At 70.4% G+C, this 21,171-nt stretch carries 25 protein-coding genes; 7 read left to right on the forward strand and 18 right to left on the reverse strand.

Translation table 11 applies throughout. From position 1 onward, the window contains the following. The first annotated feature begins 34 nt into the window (after positions 1–34). Positions 35–760, forward strand: a complete 726-nt coding sequence (locus tag BGO15_RS09160; protein WP_048808950.1) for a 3'-5' exonuclease — start codon at positions 35–37, stop codon at positions 758–760. Between the two features lie 115 nt (positions 761–875). Here BGO15_RS09160 and BGO15_RS09165 read toward each other — a convergent pair whose 3' ends face one another. From BGO15_RS09165 to glgA, 3 genes are all read right to left on the reverse strand, one after another. After that, positions 876–1,127: a type B 50S ribosomal protein L31 gene (locus BGO15_RS09165; RefSeq protein ID WP_045248153.1), complete on the reverse strand. Its 252-nt coding sequence runs from the start codon at positions 1,125–1,127 to the stop codon at positions 876–878. Positions 1,128–1,203: 76 nt separating this feature from the next. Next, complete coding sequence (locus BGO15_RS09170) at positions 1,204–1,995, reverse strand: ABC transporter ATP-binding protein (RefSeq protein ID WP_056209118.1); 792 nt, start codon at positions 1,993–1,995, stop codon at positions 1,204–1,206. Positions 1,996–2,004: 9 nt separating this feature from the next. Next, entirely contained in the window at positions 2,005–3,213 is a 1,209-nt protein-coding gene (gene glgA, locus BGO15_RS09175) for a glycogen synthase (protein WP_056518555.1), read from the reverse strand. A 46-nt stretch (positions 3,214–3,259) separates the two neighbouring features. Between glgA and BGO15_RS09180 the strand changes: the two genes are divergently transcribed. Beyond that, positions 3,260–4,507, forward strand: coding sequence for a glucose-1-phosphate adenylyltransferase (locus BGO15_RS09180; protein ID WP_045248156.1), 1,248 nt, complete (start codon positions 3,260–3,262; stop codon positions 4,505–4,507). Positions 4,508–4,551: 44 nt separating this feature from the next. Here BGO15_RS09180 and BGO15_RS09185 read toward each other — a convergent pair whose 3' ends face one another. The 5 genes from BGO15_RS09185 to BGO15_RS09205 are packed head-to-tail and all read right to left on the reverse strand — an operon-like array spanning position 4,552 to position 8,747. Next, a complete protein-coding gene (locus tag BGO15_RS09185) occupies positions 4,552–5,025 on the reverse strand; it encodes an S-ribosylhomocysteine lyase (RefSeq protein ID WP_056209121.1) in 474 nt (157 codons plus the stop codon). Between the two features lie 17 nt (positions 5,026–5,042). Further along, a complete protein-coding gene (locus BGO15_RS09190) occupies positions 5,043–6,203 on the reverse strand; it encodes an aminotransferase class I/II-fold pyridoxal phosphate-dependent enzyme (protein WP_056209124.1) in 1,161 nt (386 codons plus the stop codon). 2 nt (positions 6,204–6,205) lie between these two features. After that, positions 6,206–6,874 carry a methionine ABC transporter permease gene (locus BGO15_RS09195; protein WP_056209128.1) on the reverse strand — a complete coding sequence of 223 codons (669 nt, stop codon included), beginning with the start codon at positions 6,872–6,874 and terminating at the stop codon, positions 6,206–6,208. Next, entirely contained in the window at positions 6,871–7,899 is a 1,029-nt protein-coding gene (locus BGO15_RS09200; RefSeq protein WP_235557343.1) for a methionine ABC transporter ATP-binding protein, read from the reverse strand. The genes BGO15_RS09195 and BGO15_RS09200 overlap by 4 nt, the downstream gene beginning before the upstream one ends. Continuing rightward, a complete protein-coding gene (locus tag BGO15_RS09205; protein ID WP_082483187.1) occupies positions 7,896–8,747 on the reverse strand; it encodes a MetQ/NlpA family ABC transporter substrate-binding protein in 852 nt (283 codons plus the stop codon). The genes BGO15_RS09200 and BGO15_RS09205 overlap by 4 nt, the downstream gene beginning before the upstream one ends. 136 nt (positions 8,748–8,883) lie before the next feature. On the opposite strand from BGO15_RS09205, the gene serB reads away from it, so the two are divergent. After that, entirely contained in the window at positions 8,884–9,525 is a 642-nt protein-coding gene (gene serB, locus BGO15_RS09210; protein WP_416361453.1) for a phosphoserine phosphatase SerB, read from the forward strand. 3 nt (positions 9,526–9,528) lie between these two features. On the opposite strand, the gene fabG is transcribed toward serB, so the two are convergent. Further along, positions 9,529–10,242, reverse strand: coding sequence for a 3-oxoacyl-ACP reductase FabG (gene fabG, locus BGO15_RS09215; protein ID WP_056209134.1), 714 nt, complete (start codon positions 10,240–10,242; stop codon positions 9,529–9,531). A gap of 109 nt (positions 10,243–10,351) precedes the next feature. Between fabG and BGO15_RS09220 the strand changes: the two genes are divergently transcribed. Genes BGO15_RS09220 through BGO15_RS09235 form a run of 4 tightly spaced genes read left to right on the forward strand, consistent with a single transcriptional unit; the run spans position 10,352 to position 12,257 of the window. Then, entirely contained in the window at positions 10,352–10,798 is a 447-nt protein-coding gene (locus BGO15_RS09220) for a DUF4190 domain-containing protein (protein WP_056209138.1), read from the forward strand. Positions 10,799–10,840: 42 nt separating this feature from the next. Further along, positions 10,841–11,203: a DUF3099 domain-containing protein gene (locus BGO15_RS09225; protein ID WP_082483198.1), complete on the forward strand. Its 363-nt coding sequence runs from the start codon at positions 10,841–10,843 to the stop codon at positions 11,201–11,203. Then, complete coding sequence (locus BGO15_RS09230; protein WP_045248164.1) at positions 11,200–11,400, forward strand: hypothetical protein; 201 nt, start codon at positions 11,200–11,202, stop codon at positions 11,398–11,400. The genes BGO15_RS09225 and BGO15_RS09230 overlap by 4 nt, the downstream gene beginning before the upstream one ends. Next, entirely contained in the window at positions 11,397–12,257 is an 861-nt protein-coding gene (locus BGO15_RS09235) for an SURF1 family cytochrome oxidase biogenesis protein (protein ID WP_235557342.1), read from the forward strand. Before BGO15_RS09230 ends, BGO15_RS09235 begins: the two co-directional genes overlap by 4 nt. 13 nt (positions 12,258–12,270) lie before the next feature. Here BGO15_RS09235 and BGO15_RS09240 read toward each other — a convergent pair whose 3' ends face one another. From BGO15_RS09240 to sufC, 9 genes are all read right to left on the reverse strand, one after another. Next, the gene (locus BGO15_RS09240) at positions 12,271–13,869 is read right to left on the reverse strand and encodes an ABC-F family ATP-binding cassette domain-containing protein (protein WP_045248165.1); all 1,599 of its coding nucleotides are present in this window, start codon (positions 13,867–13,869) and stop codon (positions 12,271–12,273) included. Between the two features lie 115 nt (positions 13,870–13,984). Then, complete coding sequence (locus BGO15_RS09245; protein WP_056209150.1) at positions 13,985–15,004, reverse strand: ABC transporter substrate-binding protein; 1,020 nt, start codon at positions 15,002–15,004, stop codon at positions 13,985–13,987. Between the two features lie 10 nt (positions 15,005–15,014). Continuing rightward, positions 15,015–15,839 (reverse strand): ABC transporter ATP-binding protein, encoded by an 825-nt coding sequence (locus BGO15_RS09250; protein WP_056209154.1) that lies wholly within the window; start codon positions 15,837–15,839, stop codon positions 15,015–15,017. Continuing rightward, positions 15,836–16,873, reverse strand: coding sequence for a FecCD family ABC transporter permease (locus tag BGO15_RS09255; protein ID WP_273188306.1), 1,038 nt, complete (start codon positions 16,871–16,873; stop codon positions 15,836–15,838). The genes BGO15_RS09250 and BGO15_RS09255 overlap by 4 nt, the downstream gene beginning before the upstream one ends. After that, entirely contained in the window at positions 16,870–17,877 is a 1,008-nt protein-coding gene (locus BGO15_RS09260; protein ID WP_056209157.1) for a FecCD family ABC transporter permease, read from the reverse strand. The genes BGO15_RS09255 and BGO15_RS09260 overlap by 4 nt, the downstream gene beginning before the upstream one ends. Then, entirely contained in the window at positions 17,874–18,803 is a 930-nt protein-coding gene (locus tag BGO15_RS09265; protein ID WP_056518553.1) for a siderophore-interacting protein, read from the reverse strand. Before BGO15_RS09265 ends, BGO15_RS09260 begins: the two co-directional genes overlap by 4 nt. Before the next feature lie 41 nt (positions 18,804–18,844). Continuing rightward, the gene (locus BGO15_RS09270) at positions 18,845–20,005 is read right to left on the reverse strand and encodes a MalY/PatB family protein (RefSeq protein ID WP_156454692.1); all 1,161 of its coding nucleotides are present in this window, start codon (positions 20,003–20,005) and stop codon (positions 18,845–18,847) included. A gap of 44 nt (positions 20,006–20,049) precedes the next feature. Next, a complete protein-coding gene (locus BGO15_RS09275) occupies positions 20,050–20,379 on the reverse strand; it encodes a metal-sulfur cluster assembly factor (RefSeq protein WP_045245981.1) in 330 nt (109 codons plus the stop codon). A gap of 9 nt (positions 20,380–20,388) precedes the next feature. After that, a complete protein-coding gene (sufC, locus tag BGO15_RS09280; protein WP_045245979.1) occupies positions 20,389–21,159 on the reverse strand; it encodes a Fe-S cluster assembly ATPase SufC in 771 nt (256 codons plus the stop codon). Positions 21,160–21,171 lie beyond the last annotated feature (12 nt).

Consider the following 21,171-nt stretch of genomic DNA (forward strand, 5'->3'; position numbering starts at 1 on the left):
TCGGGATGTCGCACCTCCCCTCTAGCGTCGAGTCATGGCCGCGCACGACATGCTCCCGGGCTTCGACACCATCGACTGGGCGGCGCGCGTCGGCGTGTTCGACCTCGAGACGACCGGGGTCGACGTCACGACCGACCGCATCGTGACTGCCTATGTGGGCGTGCTCGACGCCGACGGAACGGTCCTCTCCTCAGCCTCCTGGCTCGCCGATCCCGGCATCGAGATCCCCGCGGGGGCGACAGCCGTGCACGGAGTCACGACCGAGCGCGCCCGCCGCGACGGGCGGCCCGCCGCGGCAGTCGTGACCGAGATCGTCGCCGAACTGCGCGCGCTGTTCGACGCGGGAGTGCCGGTGGTCGCCTACAACGCCGCCTACGACTTCTCGCTCCTCGCGCACGAGGCGGCGCGGCACGGTGTTCCGCCGATCGCTGACCCCACGCCGGTGATCGACCCGCTCGTGCTCGACAAGAACGTCGATCGGTACCGCAAGGGAAAGCGCACCCTCGACGTGGTGGCCGCGCACTACGGCGTCGCGCTCACGGGCGCCCACGAGGCATCCGCCGACGCCGTCGCCGCCGGCCGCGTAGCCCTCGCCCTGCTCGACCGCTACGCGGATGAACTGCCGTCGACCCCGGCGGCCCTGCACACCGCGCAGGTGGCGTGGGCACGGTCGCAGGCGGAGAGCCTCACCGAGTATTTCGTGCGCATCGGCCGCCTCGACCCCGATGACGCCCTCGACGGCGCGTGGCCGGTGCGCTGAGCGGCACGCCTCGGCAGCCGTCGCCCTCGACGTGCGGCCGCCACGATCATCGACCGCCGACAACGACGAAGGCCCCGACCTGCCGAAGCAGACGGGGCCTTCGCCATGCGGCGACTCAGCGAGCGCCGAAGTTCTTGAAGCGCTGGTTGAACTTCTCGACGCGACCGGCCGAGTCGAGGATGCGCTGCTTGCCCGTGTAGAACGGGTGCGACGCCGACGAGATCTCGACGTCGATGACCGGGTACTCGACGCCGTCGAGCTCGATGGTCTTGTCGCTCGACGCGGTCGAGCGGGTGAGGAAGGTCTCGCCCGAGCCGAGGTCGCGGAAGACAACGAGGTCGTAGGCGGGGTGGATGTCAGTCTTCATCGGATTCCTTGCGAGAGACGGAGGAAAGTCTGCGGTGCCGAACGCACCAAGGGGAGAGTCTATCAGGTCGGGCGGCTCAGCGGGAACGCACGGCGCGGGCGGCGAAGCGCCCCTCGTGCTCGTCGAGTTCGACGTCGACGCCGAAGGTCGCGCTCAGGTTCGCCGCGGTGAGCGTGTCGGCGAGCGGACCCGCCGCCACCGCCTGCGCCTCGCGCATGAGCAGCACGTGGGTGAACCCGATCGGGATCTCCTCGACGTGGTGGGTCACCATGATCATCGCGGGCGTGCTCGGCGCCTGGGCGTAGCCGCCGAGGAGCGAGACGAGCTCCTCGCGGGAGCCGAGATCGAGGCTCGCGGTCGGCTCGTCGAGCATGAGCAGCTCCGGGTCGGTCATCACCGCTCGCGCGATCTGCACCCGCTTCTGTTCGCCGTCGGACAGTGTGCCGAACGAGCGGTCGGCAAGGTGGTCGAGCTTCCACTCGGCGAGCACACGCAGCGCACGGCGCTCGTCGATCGCCTCGTACTGCTCCCGCCAGCGTCCGAGCACCGAGTAGGCGGCGGTGAGCACGACGTCGAGCACGCTCTCCTCCGACGGGATGCGGCGGCTCAGCGCCGTCGACGCGAAGCCGATGCGCGGACGGAGGTCGAAGACATCCGTGCGTCCCAGCCGCTCCCCCAGGATCGAGACCGTTCCCGAGGTCGGGTAGAGCAGCGCCGCCGCCAGCTGCAGCACCGTGGTCTTGCCGGCGCCGTTCGGACCCAGCACGACCCAACGCTCGTCGCCGGCCACAGACCAGGTCAGGTGTTCGACGATGTCCTTCGCGTTGCGACGAACGACGACATCGGCGAATTCGAGCACCTGCGGCATGACTCCAGCCTATCCGGCGCGGCCGATGACCTCCGTGTAGAGCGCGGCGGTTTGCTCGGCGATGCGCGCCCAGCTGAAGGCCTCGACGGCGCGTTCGCGGCCGGCGCGGCCGTAGGCGGCCGCTGCGGCCGGGTCGCTCACGACCTCGATGAGGGTGCGGGCCAGGTCGTGCACGTACCGGTCGGGGTCGACGGGAGTGCCGGTGCCGTCCTGCACCTGCTCGATCGGCACGAGCCGCCCGGTCACGCCGTCGACGACGACCTCGGGGATGCCGCCCGTCGCCGTACCGACGACGGCGGCACCGCACGCCATCGCCTCGAGGTTGACGATGCCCAGCGGCTCGTAGATCGACGGGCACACGAACGTCGTCGCCGCGCTCAGGATGGCCGACAGTTCGGGCCGGGGAAGCAGCTGGTCGATCCACACGACGCCGTCACGAGTGGCCTGCAGCTCCTGCACGAGCCCTTCGACCTCGGCAAGGATCTGCGGGGTGTCAGGCGCTCCCGCACAGAGCACCAGCTGCACGTCGGGCGGCAGCTGCCGCGCGGCCCGCAGCAGATACGGCAGACCCTTCTGGCGGGTGATGCGTCCGACGAAGACCACCGAGGGCCGCGCGGGATCGATGCCGAATCGGGCGAGCACCTCCGGGTTGTCGGTCGGATGCCACGCCTCGGCGTCGATGCCGTTGTAGATGACCCGCACCTTGCCAGGGTCGAGGGCGGGGTAGGAGCGGAGGATGTCGCGCCGCATCCCGTCGCTCACGGCGACGATGGCGGCCGCCTGCTCGTAGGCGGTCTTCTCGATGTAGCTGGAGAGGGCGTACCCACCCCCGAGCTGCTCGGCCTTCCACGGTCGCAGCGGCTCCAGGCTGTGGGCGGTGACGACGTGCGGGATGCCGTGCAGCAGCGACGCGAGGAAGCCCGCGTAGTTCGCGTACCAGGTGTGCGAGTGCACGACGTCGGCGCCCGCGACATCCGAGACGATCTCGAGGTCGACCCCGAGGGTCTGCAGCGCCCCGTTCGCTCCAGCCAGGCCCGGCGGCGTCGCGTAGGAGGTCGTCCCTACCTCGTCGCGCGCCGCGCCGAACGCGTGCACCTGCACGTCGACGTCTCGCTCACCGGCGAGGGCGCGCAGCGCCCGCACGATCTCGGCGACGTGCACTCCGGCTCCCCCGTAGATCTCCGGCGGATACTCCTTCGTGACGATGTCGACGCGCATGTCAAGGACGCTAGTACACGGGTGGAAGCCCGCCTAGTGTGGAGCCATGGCAGGGACGCACAAGAAGGTCTTCGGCATCATCCTCGCGGGCGGGGAGGGCAAGCGGCTCATGCCGCTCACGGTCGACAGAGCGAAGCCGGCCGTCCCGTTCGGCGGACAGTACCGCCTGATCGACTTCGCCATCTCGAACCTCATCAACTCGGGCCTGCGCCAGCTCGTCGTGCTGACCCAGTACAAGTCCCACAGCCTCGACCGTCACATCTCGCAGACGTGGCGGATGTCGGCGCTGCTGGACTCCTACGTCACGTCGGTGCCCGCACAGCAGCGGCTCGGCAAGCGGTGGTTCTCGGGGTCGGCCGACGCGATCCTGCAGAGCCTGAACCTCATCCACGACGAAGCCCCTGACATCGTCGTCGTCGTCGGCGCAGACCACGTCTACCGCATGGACTTCCGCCAGATGCTCGAGGCCCACATCGCCTCCGGTGCGCGGGCGACGGTCGCGGGCATCCGGCAGCCGATCGGGCTCGCCGACCAGTTCGGGGTCATCGACGTCGAACCGACCGACCCGACGCGCATCCGCGAGTTCCTCGAGAAGCCGCAGAACCCCACGGGGCTCGCCGACGCACCCCACGAGGTGCTCGCATCGATGGGCAACTACATCTTCGACACCGATGCGCTCATCGAGGCGGTCACGTCCGACGGCGAGCTGCCGACGTCGAACCACGACATGGGCGGCGACATCATCCCCTACTTCGTCTCACGCGGCGAGGCGGGCGTGTACGACTTCAAGGACAACGAGGTGCCGGGCTCCACCGCCCGCGACCGTGCCTACTGGCGCGACGTCGGCACGATCGATTCGTTCTTCGACGCGCATCGCGACCTGATCTCGACCCTGCCGGTCTTCAACCTCTACAACACCGACTGGCCGATCCACTCGCAGATGCTCAACTCGCCGCCCGCGAAGTTCGTGCGCGACGCCGTCGGGCGCATCGGCAACACGATCGACTCGATCGTCTCTCTCGGCTCGGTGCTCTCGGGCACCCATCTCGAGCGCAGCGTCGTGGGCCCGTGGACACTCTCGGGAGGCGGCGCGACGATCACCGACGCCGTGCTGTTCGACCGCGTGCGCATCGGCGCAGGCGCCCGCATCCACCGGGCGATCCTCGACAAGAACGTCGTGCTCGCCGACGGCGCGACAGTCGGCGTCGACCGCGAACTCGACCTGTCACGCGGCTTCACCGTCACGGACTCGGGCATCACCGTGGTCGGCAAGGGCGTGCGCATCGACAGCTGAGCCGCGGCATCCGCTCGGTCAGGACTGCGGATGCCGCGGCGGGCTCAGACGCCGACGCGGGTGAACGCGTCGAGGCTGATGCCCTGAGCGAGGATGTCACGGGCCCACGCGCGAGCGCCGTGGAGGCTGTGGTCGCGATAGTTGCCGCAGCTGAACGCGTCGACGCCGGGCACGTCCTCCCACTGCACGTCCTCGGCGATCGCCCGCAGGCTCTCGCGGATCGCGGGGACGACGTCAGCGACAGCGGGCTCGCCCCACACGATCAGGTGGAATCCGGTGCGGCAGCCGAACGGTGAGATGTCGATGACGCCGTCGAGGTGGTCGCGCAGCAGGCTCGCGATCGTGTGCTCGATCGTGTGCAGCGCGGCCGTCGGGATCTCGCCCTCGTTGGGCTGCACGAAGCGCACGTCGAAGTTGGAGATCGCGTCGCCACGCGGTCCGCGCTCGACGGAGATGAGGCGCACGTACGGTGCGATGACGGCGGTGTGGTCGAGCGTGAAGCTCTCGACGTCGGCCATGGGGTCCTCCCGGTGGGTCAGGTCAGGGCGGCGCCCATTCGGGCGACCGCCTTTTCGAGTATGTCAATCGGATGCACGAGGCTGAGCCGGATGCGGCCCGCCCCACGGGGCCCGAACCCCGCCCCCGGGGCGACCGCCACGCCGTGCTCCGCGAGAAGCCGCGCGGCGAACGCGGCGTCGTCGGTGCCGTCGGGCAGATCGATCCAGACGAAGAAGGATCCGCCCGGGCGATGCACGGCGTAGCCGGCGTCCCGGAGTCCCGCGACGGCCGCATCGCGGCGTGCCCGGTACGTGCCGACGATCTCCTCGGCGGCGGACTGATCGCCCGCGAGCGCGACCGCCGCCGCCTCCTGCGTGGCGCCGAAGATCGTGCTGAAGGCGTGGGACTGGTAGGCCCGCATCGCCGCGATCGCCGACGCGTTGCCGACGGCGAAACCGAAGCGCCAGCCGGCCATGTTGTAGGTCTTCGAGAGCGTGGCGAGCTCGACGGTGCGCTCGGCCCCGGGATCGGAGGCGAGCGCCGAAAGCGGCGCGCCGTCATCGAAGCCGAGGGACGCATAGGCGAAGTCGTGGACGAACAGGGCGTCCAGTCGCCGCGCCACCGACACGGCCCGCTCGAACGTCGCGCCGGTCGCGACCGCGCCCGTCGGGTTGTTCGGGTAGTTCAGCACCAGGACGCGGGCGGATTCGAGACCGTCGATCACCTCCCACTCGGGCTGACCGTCGGTCTCCGAGAGGGGCAGCGACACCTCCCGCGCGCCGGCGAAGAGCGCCGCCGAGTGGTACATCGGATATGCCGGATCGGGCAGGACGACTGTCTCCCCCGGGTCGGCGAATGCGAGGATGCCGGCCATGAGCGCCTCGTGGGAGCCGTGGAACACCGCGATCTGCGTCGTGGTGTCGAGCTCGACGCCGTGGTCGATGCGGTAGCGCTCGGCGATGGCCGCGAGCACCGAGGGACGCGGGCGGAACGACGGATACGCGTGGTTCTCGGGCCGCGCGACCTCACGCTGCATCGCCTCGACGATCGCGGGAGGCGTCGGCAGATCGGGATTGCCCTTCGACAGGTCGATGACGTCGACGCCGCTCGCGCGGGCGTGCGCGATCTGCGCGTCGAGCCCTGCGAAGAAGCTCTGGGGCAGACGGCCGACCCGGCCGGCTCGTCGGAAGTCGGCCATCGTCACTCCCGTCGGGCGCGTCGGGCGAGCCGTGTGCCGATGAGCTGGATGACCTGGACGATCACGATCAGCGTCACCACCGTCACGAGCATGGCGATGCCGTCGAAGCGCTGATAGCCGTACGAGATCGCGAGGTCGCCGATACCGCCCGCACCCACCGTGCCGGCCATGGCGGAGGCATCCAGGAGTCCGATCGAGGCGGTCGTCAGCGCGAGGATCAGGGATCCGCGCGCCTCGGGCAGCAGGAACCGCACGAAGATCTGCCACGGGGTCGCCCCCATCGCCCGCGCCGCTTCGACGATTCCGGGCGGAACGTCGAGCAGTGAGTTCTCGACGAGCCGGGCGATGTAGGGCGCCACCATGATCGTCAACGGCACGATCGCGGCGTTCGCGCCGATCGTCGTGCCGACGAGCAGCCGGGTGAACGGGATGATCGCGACGAGCAGGATGATGAACGGCAGCGATCGCACGATGTTCACGATTGTGGAGAGCACGACGAACACCACGCGCTGAGGCAGGATGCCGCGGGGCCGGGTCGCGACAAGAAGCACGCCGATCGCGAGTCCGAGGATCGCACCGAAGAAGAGCGAGACACCCACCATGTAGAAGGTGGCGCCGAGCTCCTGGAGGAACTGCTCCGGCGTGATGAGGGTCAGAGCGTCCGGTCTCATGCGGCGACCTCCTCGATCGCGGTGACCTGGTCGCCGAGCGCGGCGCGGGCGGCGGCGACGGCCGCAGCGTTCCCGTCGATCTGCACCACCATCTGCCCGACAGTGTGACCCTGGATGTCGGTCATGTCGGCGTGCAGGATGTTCACCTGCACACCGAATCGGTGGATCAGCCCCGATACGAGCGGCGCGGTGACCTGCTCGTCGATGAGCAGCAGGTGCAGCAGGGCGGCGCCGCCGAGGCGCTCGCGCACGCGCGACGGGATCTCGTGCGGGATCACCGTGCCGACGAACGTGCGGGCGGTCTCCGTGCGCGGGCGCACGAACACGTCGAGCACCGAGCCCTGCTCGATGATGCGGCCGGACTCCATCACGGCGACCTCATGGCACAGGTCCTTGATCACGTCCATCTCGTGCGTGACGACGAGCACGGTCGTGCCGTACTCCTCGTTGATGCGCGCGATGAGCTGCAGCACCTGCGCGGTCGTCGTGGGATCGAGCGCACTCGTCGCCTCATCGCACAGCAGGACCCGGGGGTTGCGGACGATCGCCCGGGCGATGCCGACACGCTGGCGCTGCCCGCCGGACAGCTCGCGCGGGCGACGGTCGGCCATGGACCCGAGTCCCACGAATTCGAGCGCGTCGGCCGCGCGGCGGCGCGCCTCGGCGGCACGCACACCGTCGAGGCGCAGCGGCATCGCCACGTTGTCGCGCACGGAGACGGTTTCGAGCAGATTGAACTGCTGGAACACCATCCCGGTGCGCTTCTGAGCGGCCCGCAGCTCATCGCCGGAGAGCGAATGGAGGTCGACGCCGTCGACTTCAACCGTTCCGGTCGTCGGCCTATCCAGCGCGTTCACCATGCGGATGAGCGTGCTCTTGCCGGCACCGCTGTGACCGATGACGCCGAAGATCGATCCGTGCGGGACGGCGAGATCCACCCCGTCGAGCGCGACCGTGCCACCCCGGTGCACGCGACGGACGCCGGTGAACCGGACCGCCGCCCCGCCGTCGCCGGAGCCAGTCACTTCTGCTGCAGCGCGGCGGGCAGGTGGTAGCCGTCGTACTCGGAGTGGGAAGAGATGTAGCTGGCGAACTCCGGCGACGCATACGCGGCGGCGATCGCCTTCGCCCAGGGGGTGTCGAGGTTCTTCTCATCGACAGCGACGACCACGGAGAACTTGTCGGCCAGGTTCTCGAGCGCGAGCGCGGCGGTCAGCTTGAGCCCGCCCGAGACGACGAAGTTGCCCTGGATGACCGAGTACGCGACATCCTGCAGCGACGGCACCTGCTGCGCGTTCTCGAGTGCCACGATCTGGATCCCGTGGGGGTTCGTGGCGATGTCGGCCGGAGAGGTGGTCGCGGGCTGGGTGTCAGGCTTGAGGGTGATCCAGCCGACCTGCTCGAGCACCTTGAAGGCTCGGTACATGTTGGACGGCGCGTTCGGGACAGCCACGGTGTCGCCGTCCGCGACGGCGTCGAGGGAGCTCTTCTTGCCGCCGAACAGTGCCATCGGGGGCGTCGGCACCTGCACGAGCGCGGCGTTGTGGATGTTCTCCTGCTGATTGATCGCGTCCATGTAGACCGGGTGCTGCATGATGTTCGCGTCGATCTCGCCGTTGGCGACCGCCACGTTCACGACGATGCCGTCGGTGAAGGAGACGGACTCGGCCTGGAAGCCCTCCTTCGCCAGAATCGGGGCGATGCCGCCTTCGAACATGTCCTGGTAGGGGCCGGGGTTGAATCCGATCTTGATCGATGTCTTCGCGCTCGCGTCGGCGCTCGGCGCGCCCTGGGCGAGGCCGCACGCGCTCAGGGTGGCGGCGACGATGACGGACAGGGCGGCCGTGACGACGGCGCGACGGGACGATCTCATGCGAGAGGCTCCTCGATGGGCTTTCAGCGGGGGTACAGGCGAGCCATGGAACACACTCAGCAACCACGACCGTATGCGGGCGTGTGACGAGGTGAGACATCGTGTTACGCCATGAGTCGCATCGCCTCCCGCTACGGTGGAGCGCGTGCCCGCTCGCTTCCTCATCGTGCTCGACGCCGACTCCACGCTGATCCGCAACGAGGTGATCGAGCTCATCGCGGACGAGGCGGGGCGCGGTGCGGAGGTCGCGGCGGCGACCGAGGCGGCCATGCGGGGCGAGGTCGACTTCGCGACGAGTCTGCGCTCACGGGTCTCGGCGCTGACGGGCGTCTCGCTCGACGCGTTCGCGCGCGTGCGGGCGCGCATCGAGCCCACCCCGGGCGTGCACGAGCTCGCCGCAGCCGTTCACGCGCGGGACGGTGTCTTCGGTGTCGTCTCCGGTGGGTTCCACGAGGTGCTCGACCACATCGCGCCCCAGCTCGGGGTCGATGTGTGGCGCGCCAACCGCCTCGCGCATGACGGCAGCGCTCTCACCGGCGTCGTCGACGGCGACGTCGTCGACGCCCAGGCGAAGGCCGACACGCTCCTCGCGTGGGCGGCGGAGCGCGGCATCCCCTCGCATCGCACTCTCGCGGTCGGCGACGGCGCGAACGACCTGACGATGATGGCCACCGCCGGCCTCGGCGTCGCGTTCAACGCGAAGCCCGCCGTGCGCGCCCGTGCGAATCTGGTCGCCGCCCGGGTCGACCTCGCTCAGCTCATCCCGCTGCTGCCCTGAGGGTCAGTGCCCCATCCCGAGGCCGCCGTCGACGGGAATGACCGCGCCGGAGATGTACGCCGCGTCATCGGAGGCGAGCCACGTGACCACGCCCGCGACCTCGTCGGCTGAGGCGAACCTGCCCGCGGGGATGTTCTTCTTGTACTCCGCCTGCGTCGCCTCGGGGAGCTCAGCGGTCATGTCGGTCTCGATGAAGCCGGGCGCCACGACGTTCGCGGTGATGCCGCGTCCCCCGAGCTCGCGGGTGAGCGACCGCGCGAATCCGACGAGGGCGGCCTTCGAGCTCGAGTAGTTGATCTGCCCCGCCGAGCCGTAGAGGCCCACGACGCTCGAGATGAGGATGACCCGTCCCCAGCGCGCCTTCAGCAGACCCTTCGCCGCGCGCTTGACGACGCGGAAGGTGCCGCCGAGGTTCGTCGCGACGACATCGTCGAAGTCCTGCTCGCTCATGCGCAGCAGAAGTGTGTCGCGGGTGATGCCCGCGTTCGCGACGACGATCTCGACGGCGCCGAGGGTCGCCTCGATCTCGGTGAAGGCAGCGTCGAGGGATGCCGCGTCGGTGACGTCGGCGCGCACCGTCAGGGTTCCGGCGGGTCCCTCCCCGGACCGGGCCGTGACCGCGACCTTCGTGTAGCCGGTGGACACGAAGCGCTCGGCGATGGCGCGGCCGATGCCGCGGTTTCCGCCGGTGACGAGGACGACCTTGTCGAGGGACATGCAGGGAACTCCAGACTCGTGGGACAGCTCCGGCCAGCCTATCGAGCGGGAGTTTGACAGCCGTTGTCGGCACTGGGACTCTGGTGCCACAGACGAGAAAGGCACCGCCGTGAGCACTCCGAACGACGAGAACCCGACCCCTGCACCCGCGACGCCCCCGACGGCCGCCGAGCCGACGGCGCCGCCCGCCGCCCCGGCACCGCCCGCGTACGAGGCCGCCCCTCCGGCAGCGCCGACCTACGCCCCTCCCGCAGCGCCCGGGTACCCGCCCGCCTATCAGGCGACCCCGACGTACGCGTACGCACCCGCGCAGAGGACGAACCTCTTCGCCATCCTGTCTCTGGTGTTCGCCTTCGTGTTCTCGGTGCTCGGCATCGTGTTCGGTCACGTCGCGCTCAGCCAGATCAAGCGCACCGGTGAAGACGGACACGGTCTCGCCGTCGCCGGTCTCATCGTGGGCTACGTGTTCGTGGGTCTGAGTGTGATCTTCACCGTGATCTACGTCATCTTCATCTTCGCCGTCATCGGTTCGGCCGCGACCTACCGCGGCTACTGATCGGGTCGCGTCACGATGGGACCGGCGTACGCTGGTCTCACCGTGAAGCGCCTCACCCCTCAGACCGCCACCTCGCTCCCGCGCGCCCCGCGCGAGGACGAGCGATCGCGCCAGGTCAAGTACCTGGTGTCGATGTCGGTGCGCGTCGTCTGCTTCCTGCTGATGGTGCTCGTCACGCCCTACGGCTGGTACACCTGGGTCTTCGGCGCTGCGGCGGCGCTCCTCCCCTACATCGCCGTCGTCATCGCCAACGTCGGTCAGGACCTGATCTCGAGCACCGCGAGCGCCCCGACAGATCAGACGGCCGAGGAACCTGCGACACGGGCGGTCGACGCCCACCCCGAGACACCGACGGTCATCACGATCTCCGAGTCGACCCGCATCGATCGGGACGGCACCGCGTGAGTGCTGCGACACCCTGTTCACGAGCAGGATGCCGCGCCGACGCGTCCTGGCGGATCGACTGGCGCAACCCGCGCATCCACGCCGAGGACCGACGCAAGACCTGGACCGCGTGCGACGCGCACGTCGAGTTCCTGACCGGCTTCCTCACCTCCCGCGACTTCCCCGTGTGGACATCGACCCTGACGGCCGCCTCGTGAGCGCGCCCGTGGAAGACCCGCGTCGCTGGCTGCGCTGGACCGGGTACGTCGCCGTCGCGATCCTCTTCGCGATCGCGTGCGCGTTCCTCTCGAACTGGCAGTTCGGCCGCAATACGTGGCGCTCCGACCAGCTGTCGCTCATCTCGAACAACTACGACGCGACGCCGGTCTCCCTCGACGCCGTGCTCGCCGCCGACGGCTCGCTCGACCCCGCGAAGCAGTGGCAGCCGATCAGCGTGCGCGGGACGTACGACGTCGCCGAACAGGTCGTCGCGCGCAACCGCATCAACAACGGCACGACCGGGTTCGAGGTGCTCACCCCCCTCACGCTCGACGACGGGAGGGTGCTGATCATCGACCGCGGCTGGGTGCCGCCGGCCGCCACCGGCGACGGCCCGAGCACGATCCCCGCTCCCCCGAGCGGCGAAGTCACGGTGATCGCGCGAGCCCAGCCGTCTGAGGCGCTGCCGTCGGGGCGCGGCACGATCACAGGACAGGTGCCGAGCATCAACCTCCCCCTCGTCGCTGCGACGACGGGGTCCGAGACCTACACCGGCCTCTACGGCCTGATGGTGTCGGAGGACCCCGCCGCGGCATCCGTACCCACCCCGCTCGCCGCTCCCGACAACGACCCGGGCCCGTACCTGTCGTACGCGATCCAGTGGATCATGTTCGCCGTCATGGGGTTCGGGTTCATCGGCTACGTCATCCGCACCGAGATCCGCAAACGCCGGGGGCTCGACCGCACACCGGACGACGATGAGGAAGACGACGACGGCATCGAGTACGCACCTCGCAAGCGGCGTCGCAGCGACGCCGAGATCGAGGACGAGCTGCTCGATCACGCGGGGGCGTGAGGCATCCGCCCGCTCAGGCCAGTGTGATCAGGTCGGCGTAGTCGCGGCCCCAGATGTCCTCGACTCCGTCGGGGAGGATCAGCACGCGCTCGGGATTCAGCGCCTCGACAGCACCCTCGTCGTGGGAGACGAGGATGACGGCCCCCTCGTAGTGGGCGAGCGCGCCGAGGATCTCGTCGCGCGATGCCGGATCGAGGTTGTTCGTCGGCTCGTCGAGCAGCAGCACGTTCGCCGCCGACACCACGAGCGTCGCCAACGACAGGCGCGTCTTCTCACCGCCGGAGAGCACGCCGGCTGGCTTGAGCACGTCGTCGCCCGTGAACAGGAACGAGCCCAGCACCTTGCGGGCCTCGGTCGCGTTCAGGTCGGGCGCAGCCGACATCATGTTGTCGAGCACCGAGCGTGACGTGTCGATGTTCTCGTGCTCCTGGGCGTAGTAGCCGATCTTCAGCCCGTGGCCCGGCTCCACCTGACCGGTGTCGGCGAGGTCCACGCCCGCGAGGATGCGCAGCAGCGTCGTCTTGCCCGCGCCGTTGAGCCCCAGCACCACGACCTTGGAGCCCCGGTCGATCGCAAGGTCGACGTCGGTGAAGATCTCGAGCGACCCGTACGACTTCGACAGGCCCGAGGCGCGCAGCGGCGTCTTGCCGCACGCGGCCGGCTTCGGGAAGCGCAGCTTCGCGACGCGATCCTCCTGACGCACGTCGTCGAGCCCTGACAGCAGCTTCTCGGCGCGCGCGACCATCTGGTGCGCGGCCGCCGCCTTCGACGCCTTCGCCCCGAACCGCGCCGCCTGCTGCTGCAGCGCGGTCGCCTTCTTCTCCGCGTTGGCGCGCTCCTTCTTGCGGCGCTCCTCGTCGGCGACCCGCTGACGCAGGTAGTTCTTCCAGTTCATGTTGTAGATGTCGATGACCTGACGGTTCGCGTCGAGGTAGAACACCCGGTTGACGGTCTCGCCGACCAGCTCGATGTCGTGGCTGATGACGATCAGCCCGCCCTTGTAGCCCTTGAGGAACTCCCGCAGCCACACGACGCTGTCGGCGTCGAGGTGGTTGGTCGGCTCGTCGAGGATCATCGTCTGCGCGTCCGAGAAGAGGATGCGCGCAAGCTCGATGCGACGACGCTGGCCGCCCGAGAGGGTGCGCAGCGGCTGGTCGAGGATGCGGTCGGGCAGCGAGAGGTTGTGGGCGATGGATGCCGCCTCCGCCTCGGCGGCGTACCCGCCCAGGGCCTCGAAGCGCTCGGTGAGCGATCCGTAGCGCCGCATGGCCTTCGCCGCGGCATCCGGGTCGTCGGAGGCCATCTCGAGGGATGCCTCGTGCATGCCGATCGCGAGCTGGCCGAGACCGCGCGCATCGAGGATGCGGGTGCGGGCGAGGTCGTCGGGGTTGCCGGAGCGGGGGTCCTGCGGCAGGTACCCAAGCTCGCCGGCGCGATCCACACCACCGTTGCTCGGCAGCAGGTCACCCGCGAGCACCTTCGTGAGGGTGGTCTTCCCGGCGCCGTTGCGGCCGACGAGCCCCACCTTGTCGCCCGGGCCGACGCGGAACGAGACATCCGACATCAGCACGCGTGCGCCGACGCGGATCTCGAGATCGTGGACGGCGAGCACGGTCAGATCCGATCCGTTGAGGGGTGGGGAGAGCGACCCGACGGGGTCAGCCTCCCAGTATAAATCGCGCGGGGCACCCGACTGCGCGCCGGATGCCCCGCGGACGACGGGTCGCTCAGCCCTTGGCGGTCTTCACCGCCGCCGAGAGCTTCTCGGCGAGCGTGGGCAGAAGCCACGGCAGCGACAGCGCCGTGGGCGAGACCGCGGCGACGTTCTCCTCGCCGACCACCTCCGCGACCGCACCCGTGGCGACGGCCGGGATCAGCTGGCCTCGGGAGGACTGCAGGAAGGTGTCGAGGTCCGCCTGCTGCTCGCCCTGGATGAGGATGACCTGCGCGTCGACCTTGTCGAGCTGCTCGTAGCTAACGGTCGTGTAGAAGTTGCCGTCCTTCGGGTCGAGTGCGTCGAGGCTCGGTGTGGAGGTGAAGCCGAGGTCGCGCAGGATCTCGACGCGCGGATCCGCGTCGACGTACATGTAGAACGTGTTCACGTCGTCGTCCACGTAGGCGATCGAGGTGCCCTGGAACTCGGGATGGGCCGCAGCGGTGTCCGCGACCAGCTTGTCGAGGTTCGCGAGCAGCGTGGTGGCGGCGACGGCCTTGCCCAGCGCCTTCCCGACGATCGAGATGACGTCGCGCCACGGGGTCGACCAGGCGTGGTCGGGGTAGGCCACGACCGTCACTCCGGCCTTCACGAGGGCGTCCCGCTCGTCCTGCGTGATTCCCGAGTACGGAGCGAGGAACAGGTCGGGGTTGGCGGCCAGGACGGCTTCGATCGGCACCGTCTGCGCCGACGAGTCGAGCACGGTCGGGGTCGCGGCACCGAGGTCCGTGAGCGCCTTCTCGACCCACGGGGTGAGCTTGTTGTCACCCCCGCCGTAGTCCATCGACGCGACCGCGACGGGCACGGTGCGGAGCGCGAGCGCGGCCTCGGTCGCACCCCAGCCCCACGTCACGACGCGCTCGGGGGCGCTGGCGATCGTGGCGCCGCCGAGCGCATCGGAGATCGTGACCGGGAAGCCGTCGGAGGAGGCCGTGGTCGAGGATGCGGCGCCGGATCCGGCGCAGCCGGCAAGGGCGAGGGTCGCTGCGACGACCGCCGCGAGGGCGGCGAGTCGGGAACGGGAACGGGTCATGTGCTGCCTTTCAGGGGAGGGATGGCACGGCGGGTGCAGAGTCGGCGTGCGTTCGGGGGATGACGAGGGGGCTCCCCGTCACGGGATCGGGGATCACGACGGCGTCGAGACCGAACGCGGCCGCGACGGTCGCGGGAGTGAGCACGTCGCCCGGCGCACCGTGGGCGATGACGGCGCCGTCCGCCATGACGACGAGGTCGTCGGCGTAGCGGGCCGCGAGGGCGAGTTCGTGCAGGACGGCGACGACGGTCGTGCCCTCCGTGCGGTTGATGCGGCGCAGCAGCTCGAGCACGTCGATCTGGTGGGCGAGGTCGAGGAAGCTCGTCGGCTCGTCGAGCAGCAGCGCACGCGGCTGCTGGGCGAGCGCCATCGCTATCCAGACGCGCTGACGCTGACCGCCCGACAGGTCGTCGACGGGACGGTCGGCGAGGTCGGCGACCCCGGTCTGCACCATGGCGTCGGCGACCACGCGCGCGTCGTCGCTGCGCCAGCGCCCGAGGGCGCCGCGGTGGGGGTGGCGGCCTCGCGAGACGAGTTCGGCGACGGTGACGCCGTCGGGGGCGATCGGATGCTGCGGCAGCAGGCCGACGGACTGAGCGAGGCTCCGGCGGGGCATCCCCGCGATGTCGTCGCCGTCGAGCGTCACCCGGCCGGCGAGCGGCGCGCGCAGTCGCGCGAGGGTCGACAGGAGGGTGGACTTGCCGCTCGCGTTCGCCCCGATGATGACGGTGAGCCGTCCGGGGGCGATGTCGAGGTCGAGCCCGTCGATGACCCGGCGCCCGGGGTAGCCGGCGGCGAGCCCGTCGACGCGGAAGTGGGCGGAGGCGGTGGTCATGCGAAGCGTCCCTTCGAGGTCGCGAGGAGCCACAGCAGGAAGACGGCGCCGAGCGCGCCGGTGACCGCGCCGACAGGGATGCTGCGCCCCGGCCACGCGTGCTGCGCGACGAGGTCGGCACCGACGAGAAGCACGGAGCCCACGAGCGCGCTCGTGCCGAGCGAGGGAGCGGCGCCGCGGCGCAGCGAGCGCGCGATCGCGGGCGCGCACAGCGCGACGAACGAGATCGGCCCGCAGAAGGCGCACACCGTGGCGGTGAGAAGCACGGCCGCCGCGATGACCGCGAGGCGCACGAACCCGAGCCGCACGCCGAGCCCCGACGCCGCGTCGGGTCCGAGGGCGAGCACGGGCAGGTCGCGTGCCGCGAGCAGCACCGCCGGAAGCGTGACGACGACAACGGCGGCGACGGTGGCGACCTGCCACCAGGGCGTCGCATTCAGGCTTCCCGCGAGCCACACGTACGCCGCCTGCGCCTGCTCGATCTTCGACCGGGTCAGCAGGTAATCGATCACGCAGGCGCACAGGAACGAGACGCCGATGCCCGCGAGGATGATGCGGAAGCCGCTCTGTCCGCGCCGCGCGGCGGCCACGAGCAGCAGCACCGCCACCGCGGCTCCCCCGCCGAACGCGACCACGGCAAGCAGCGGCCCGGCGATGCCGAACACGAGGAGTCCGACCACGGCGGCGGCGCTCGCGCCACCGCTGATCCCGAGCAGGTCGGGGCTCGCGAGCGGGTTGCGCAGCAGCGCCTGGAGGAGCGCCCCGGCGAGGGCGAGAGCGCCCCCGGCCACGACAGCCATCGCGAAGCGCGGCATCCGGGTCTCCCACACGATGTAGGTCTCGATGCGGGTCCCGCCTCCGACGAGGGTGCGCAGCACCTGCCCGGGGTCCATCGGGTAGTCGCCGAGGCCGAGCGCGAGGGTCGCCGCGACGAGCAGCACGATGGTCATCGCGGCGGCGACCAGGAGCGCGCGTCGGCGCAGGCCGCGACGCACCCGGTCGACGGCCGCCAGCGAGGCGGTGAGCGCGGTCATACGGTCACCAGCCGGCGGCGCAGCACGAGCAGCATCAGCAGCGGAGCACCGAGGAAGGCGACGACCACTCCCGCCTGCACCTCGCCGGGCGGGGCGATCAGACGCCCGACGACGTCGGCGCTCACGAGGAGGGCGGCACCGACGGGGATCGCGAAGGGCATGAGGCGGCTGTACGAGCCGCCGCGGAGCGGGCGCAGGAGGTGGGGCACCGCGAGTCCGAGGAACACGATCGGGCCCGCGATGGCGGTCGCGCCGCCGCACAGGAGCACGCTCGCGACGACGCCGAGAATCCGGGTGCGGGTGGCGGAGTGGCCGAGGCCGGCCGCGACGTCGTCGCCGAGGGCGAGCAGATCGAGTCCGCGGGCGACGCCGAGCGCGATCACGGCGCCGATGACGAGCGGCACGGCGACGAGGGCGACCGCGTCGAGACCGCGCGCGGTGAGACCTCCGACGGTCCAGTACCGGTAGACGGCGAGAGTCGTGGCGCTGGAGGTGAGAACGGCGAGCACGATCGCGGTGAGGGCCGCCGTGACGGCCGCGCCGGTGAGCGCGAGCCGCGCGGGCTGTGCCCCGGCGATGCCCGCGACCGCTCCCACGAGGAGGGCTGCGGCGGCGGCGCCCGCGAACGCGAACCACACGAACGCCTCGGGTGTGGCGGCGCCGAGCACGGTGATCGCCAGCAAGACCGCGACGGATGCCCCGGCGTTCACACCGAGCAGTCCGGGATCGGCGAGCGGGTTGCGGGTCAGGCCCTGCATCATCGTGCCGGCGAGCCCCAGCGCCGCTCCCGCCGCGAGACCGATGACGGTGCGCGGCACCCGCTGGGTCACCACGACGCTGTGGTCGGGGTTGCTCGGATCGAACACCGTGAGGGCCTGCCACACGACGTCCGGCGCGATCGGACGGGAGCCGATCGCGAGGCTCGCGACGACGACGGCGACGAGCGTCAGGCACGCCGCAGTCCAGAGCACCGCGGTGCGGCGCCCTCTGTGACCGGGGGTCACTCCGTGCGCTCCGACTGCCCCGCTCGCCAGTAGCCCATGAATGCGACCCGGGAGCGGTCGACGCCGTGATCCTGCACGAGCAGTCGACGCAGGGTCTTCACGACCGAGGACTCCCCCGCCATCCATGCGTAGAAGTCGCCGACGCCACCTGTCGGGGCATCCCAGAGCAGTTCCCGGTCGACATCGATGTCCGCCAGCTCCTGACGCTCGGCGGCCGCAACGGAGTCGAGATGATGGCGGGATGCCGCGCACCAGACGCGCACCGCGTCGATGAGCGTCTCGCCGTGCTCGGCCTCGTCGCGGGCGAGCCAGGTGAGCGTCGAACGCGGTGCGAGTTCGACGTGCTGCGCGTCGGCCGCGTGCGGCACCTCGATGAACGCGGTAGCCGCGACATCCGTGCCGTGGAGCGATTCGAGGATCGAGCAGATCGCGGGCGCCGCCGTCTCGTCGCCGGCCAGCAGCACGGTGCGGGCGCCGCGGGGGTGCCAGTCGATGCCGCTGCGCGAGTCGGAGCTGAGTTCGTCGGGGCCGACGATGACGATCTCGTCGCCGAGATCGGCCGCCTCGGCCCAGGCGCCCGCGGGCCCGGCGTCGTGGTGCACGACGAAGTCGATGGTCAGCACACCCTCGCGGATGCGCCGCACCGTGTACGTGCGCAGGATCGGACGCTCGGCGGTGGGCATCGCCCGCCAGCGCGCGTACCAGAGCCCGTCGTGGGGCTCATCGGCGATGCCGGTCCTTGGGGCCTCGGGGGTCGGCAGCAGGAGCTTGAGGCGCTGGTCGAGTCCGGCGGTGCCGAAGTCCTCGAACCCGTCGCCGTGGAAGTGCACGCGACGGAACGAGGGGCCGAGTCGTTCGACGCCCACCACCCGCGCCCGGTAGGGCCGGTAGGCGGGTCGGACGGAGGTCTCCACCGAGCTGGTCACCCAGTTAGGTTAGCCTTACCTCTCTATGGTGCGCAAACTCGTCAGCGCGTCACGAGCGCGCCGACGCGCGCGATCGCCTCCTCGATCACCTCGGGCGCGCACCCGAAGTTCAGGCGCACGTGGCCGATGCCTTCGTCGCCGAACAGTGGTCCGTGATGCAGCGCGACCCGCGCCTCCCGCCGGATGCGCACCGCGGGGTTGTCGCCCCACCCGTAGGCCGACACGTCGATCCAGGCGAGGTAGCCCGCCTGCGGCACCCGGTAGACCGCATCCGGGAGGTGGGACGCGAGAACATCGGCGACGAGGACGCGGTTGAGATCGAGGGTCAGACGCAGCCGCGCCAACCACTCATCGCTCTCGGGCGAGAACGCGGCGACGTTCGCCAGCGCCCCGAACAGGCCGGTGCGCCATTCCACCTCCCACGGGAAGGAGCGGACGAGGGCGGCGTGCTCGTCGGTGCCGACGATGATCTGCGCCGCCTTGAGTCCGGCGAGGTTGTAGGCCTTGCTCGCACTCGTGATCGCGAACCCGGTGCGGGCCGCGGCAGCCGATGCGGTCAGGAACGGCACGAACGGATGCTCGTCGTACACGAGCGGTCCGTGGATCTCGTCGCTCACTACCGCGACATCGAAGCGTTCGGCCAGCTCTGCGAGGGCGGCGAGCGACTCACGCGTGTGCACCGTGCCCGTCGGGTTGTGCGGGTTGCACAGCAGCACCGCACGCGCGCCGGCGGCCAGCGCCGCACCGACGCCCTCGAGATCGATCTCCCAGCCGTCGCTCGTCCGAGCGAGCGGCACCCGCTCGACGACCGCGCCGGCCTCCTCGACGGTGTCGAAGAACGGCGGGTACACGGGCGGCATCACCACGACCCGCTCGCCCGGCGCCACGACCCGGCGCAGTACCTCGACGACCCCCATCATGACGTCGCCGGTCCAGAAGATGCGGTTGCGCGGGACATCCCAGTCCCAGTGCCGCGCCGCGAACCCGCGGAACGCCTCCGCGATACCCGGCTCGGGAGGCGTGTAACCGGTGTCGCCGATCTCCACGGCACGCGCGAGGCGTGCGGTGATCGCCGGGGCGAGGGGGAAATCGGTCTCGGCGACGAACAGCGGCAGGACGTCGTCGGGGTAGCGCCGCCACTTGGTGCTCGACCGCTGTCGGAGCACGTCGATGGGCAGAGCCTCGAGGGGCAGAAGGGTCACCGCTCGAGCCTAGCCAGCACCGCTATGGATGCCGCATCGCGCCGTCAGATCGCGAAACCGAGCGCCCGCATCATGTCGCGGCCGTCGTCGGTGATGCGTTCCGGGCCCCACGGCGGCATCCACACCCAGTTGATGCGGAAGCGCTCGACGACCCCGTCGAGGGCCTGCGAGGTCTGTTCCTCGAGCACGTCGGTGAGCGGGCAGCCCGCCGAGGTGAGGGTCATGTGGATCACGAGCGCGTCGTTCTCGTCGTCCCAGGCCAGATCGTAGATGAGGCCGAGGTCGACGACGTTGATCCCGAGTTCGGGGTCCATGACGTCCTTGAGCGCCTCGGTGACCTCGTCGTACTTCTCGGGGGTCAGCGTCGCGGTCATGGACACAGCCTAGGCCTCCGCGCCGGCGGCGGGCTCGAGGAAGCGGTCGTAGCCCTCGTTCTCGAGACGCTCGGCGAGCTCGGGACCGCCCTCCTCCGCGACGCGGCCCTTGACGAGCACGTGCACGAAGTCCGGCTGGATGTAGCGCAGGATGCGCGTGTAGTGCGTGATCAGGAGCACGCCGAGGCCGGTGGCCTCCTTCGCGCGATTCACACCCTCCGAGACGATCTTCAGCGCGTCGACGTCGAGTCCGGAGTCGGTCTCGTCGAGCACCGCGATCGCGGGCTTGAGCAGCTCGAGCTGCAGGATCTCGTGGCGCTTCTTCTCGCCGCCCGAGAAGCCCTCGTTGACGTTGCGCTGCGCGAACTTCGCGTCCATGCGCAGGTTCGACATCGCGGCCTTGACGTCCTTGGTCCAGGTGCGGATCGAGGGCGCCTCGCCGTCGACGGCGGTCTTCGCGGTGCGCAGGAAGTTCGTGACGGTGACACCGGGGATCTCCACCGGGTACTGCATCGCGAGGAACAGCCCCGCGCGGGCGCGCTCGTCGACGCTCATCGCCAGCACGTCGGCGCCGTCGAGCGTGATCGAACCGCCGGTGACGGTGTACTTCGGGTGGCCGGCGATCGTGTACGCGAGCGTCGACTTGCCGGAGCCGTTGGGGCCCATGATGGCGTGCGTCTCACCGCTGCGGATCGTGAGGCTCACGCCGTTCAGGATCGGCGTGGTGCCTTCGTCGGTCTCGACCGTCACGTGCAGGTCGCGGATCTCCAGGACAGACATGGGGGATGTTCC

The organism is Microbacterium sp. 71-23 (assembly GCF_001897265.1).
Taxonomy (GTDB): Bacteria; Actinomycetota; Actinomycetes; order Actinomycetales; family Microbacteriaceae; genus Microbacterium; species Microbacterium ginsengisoli.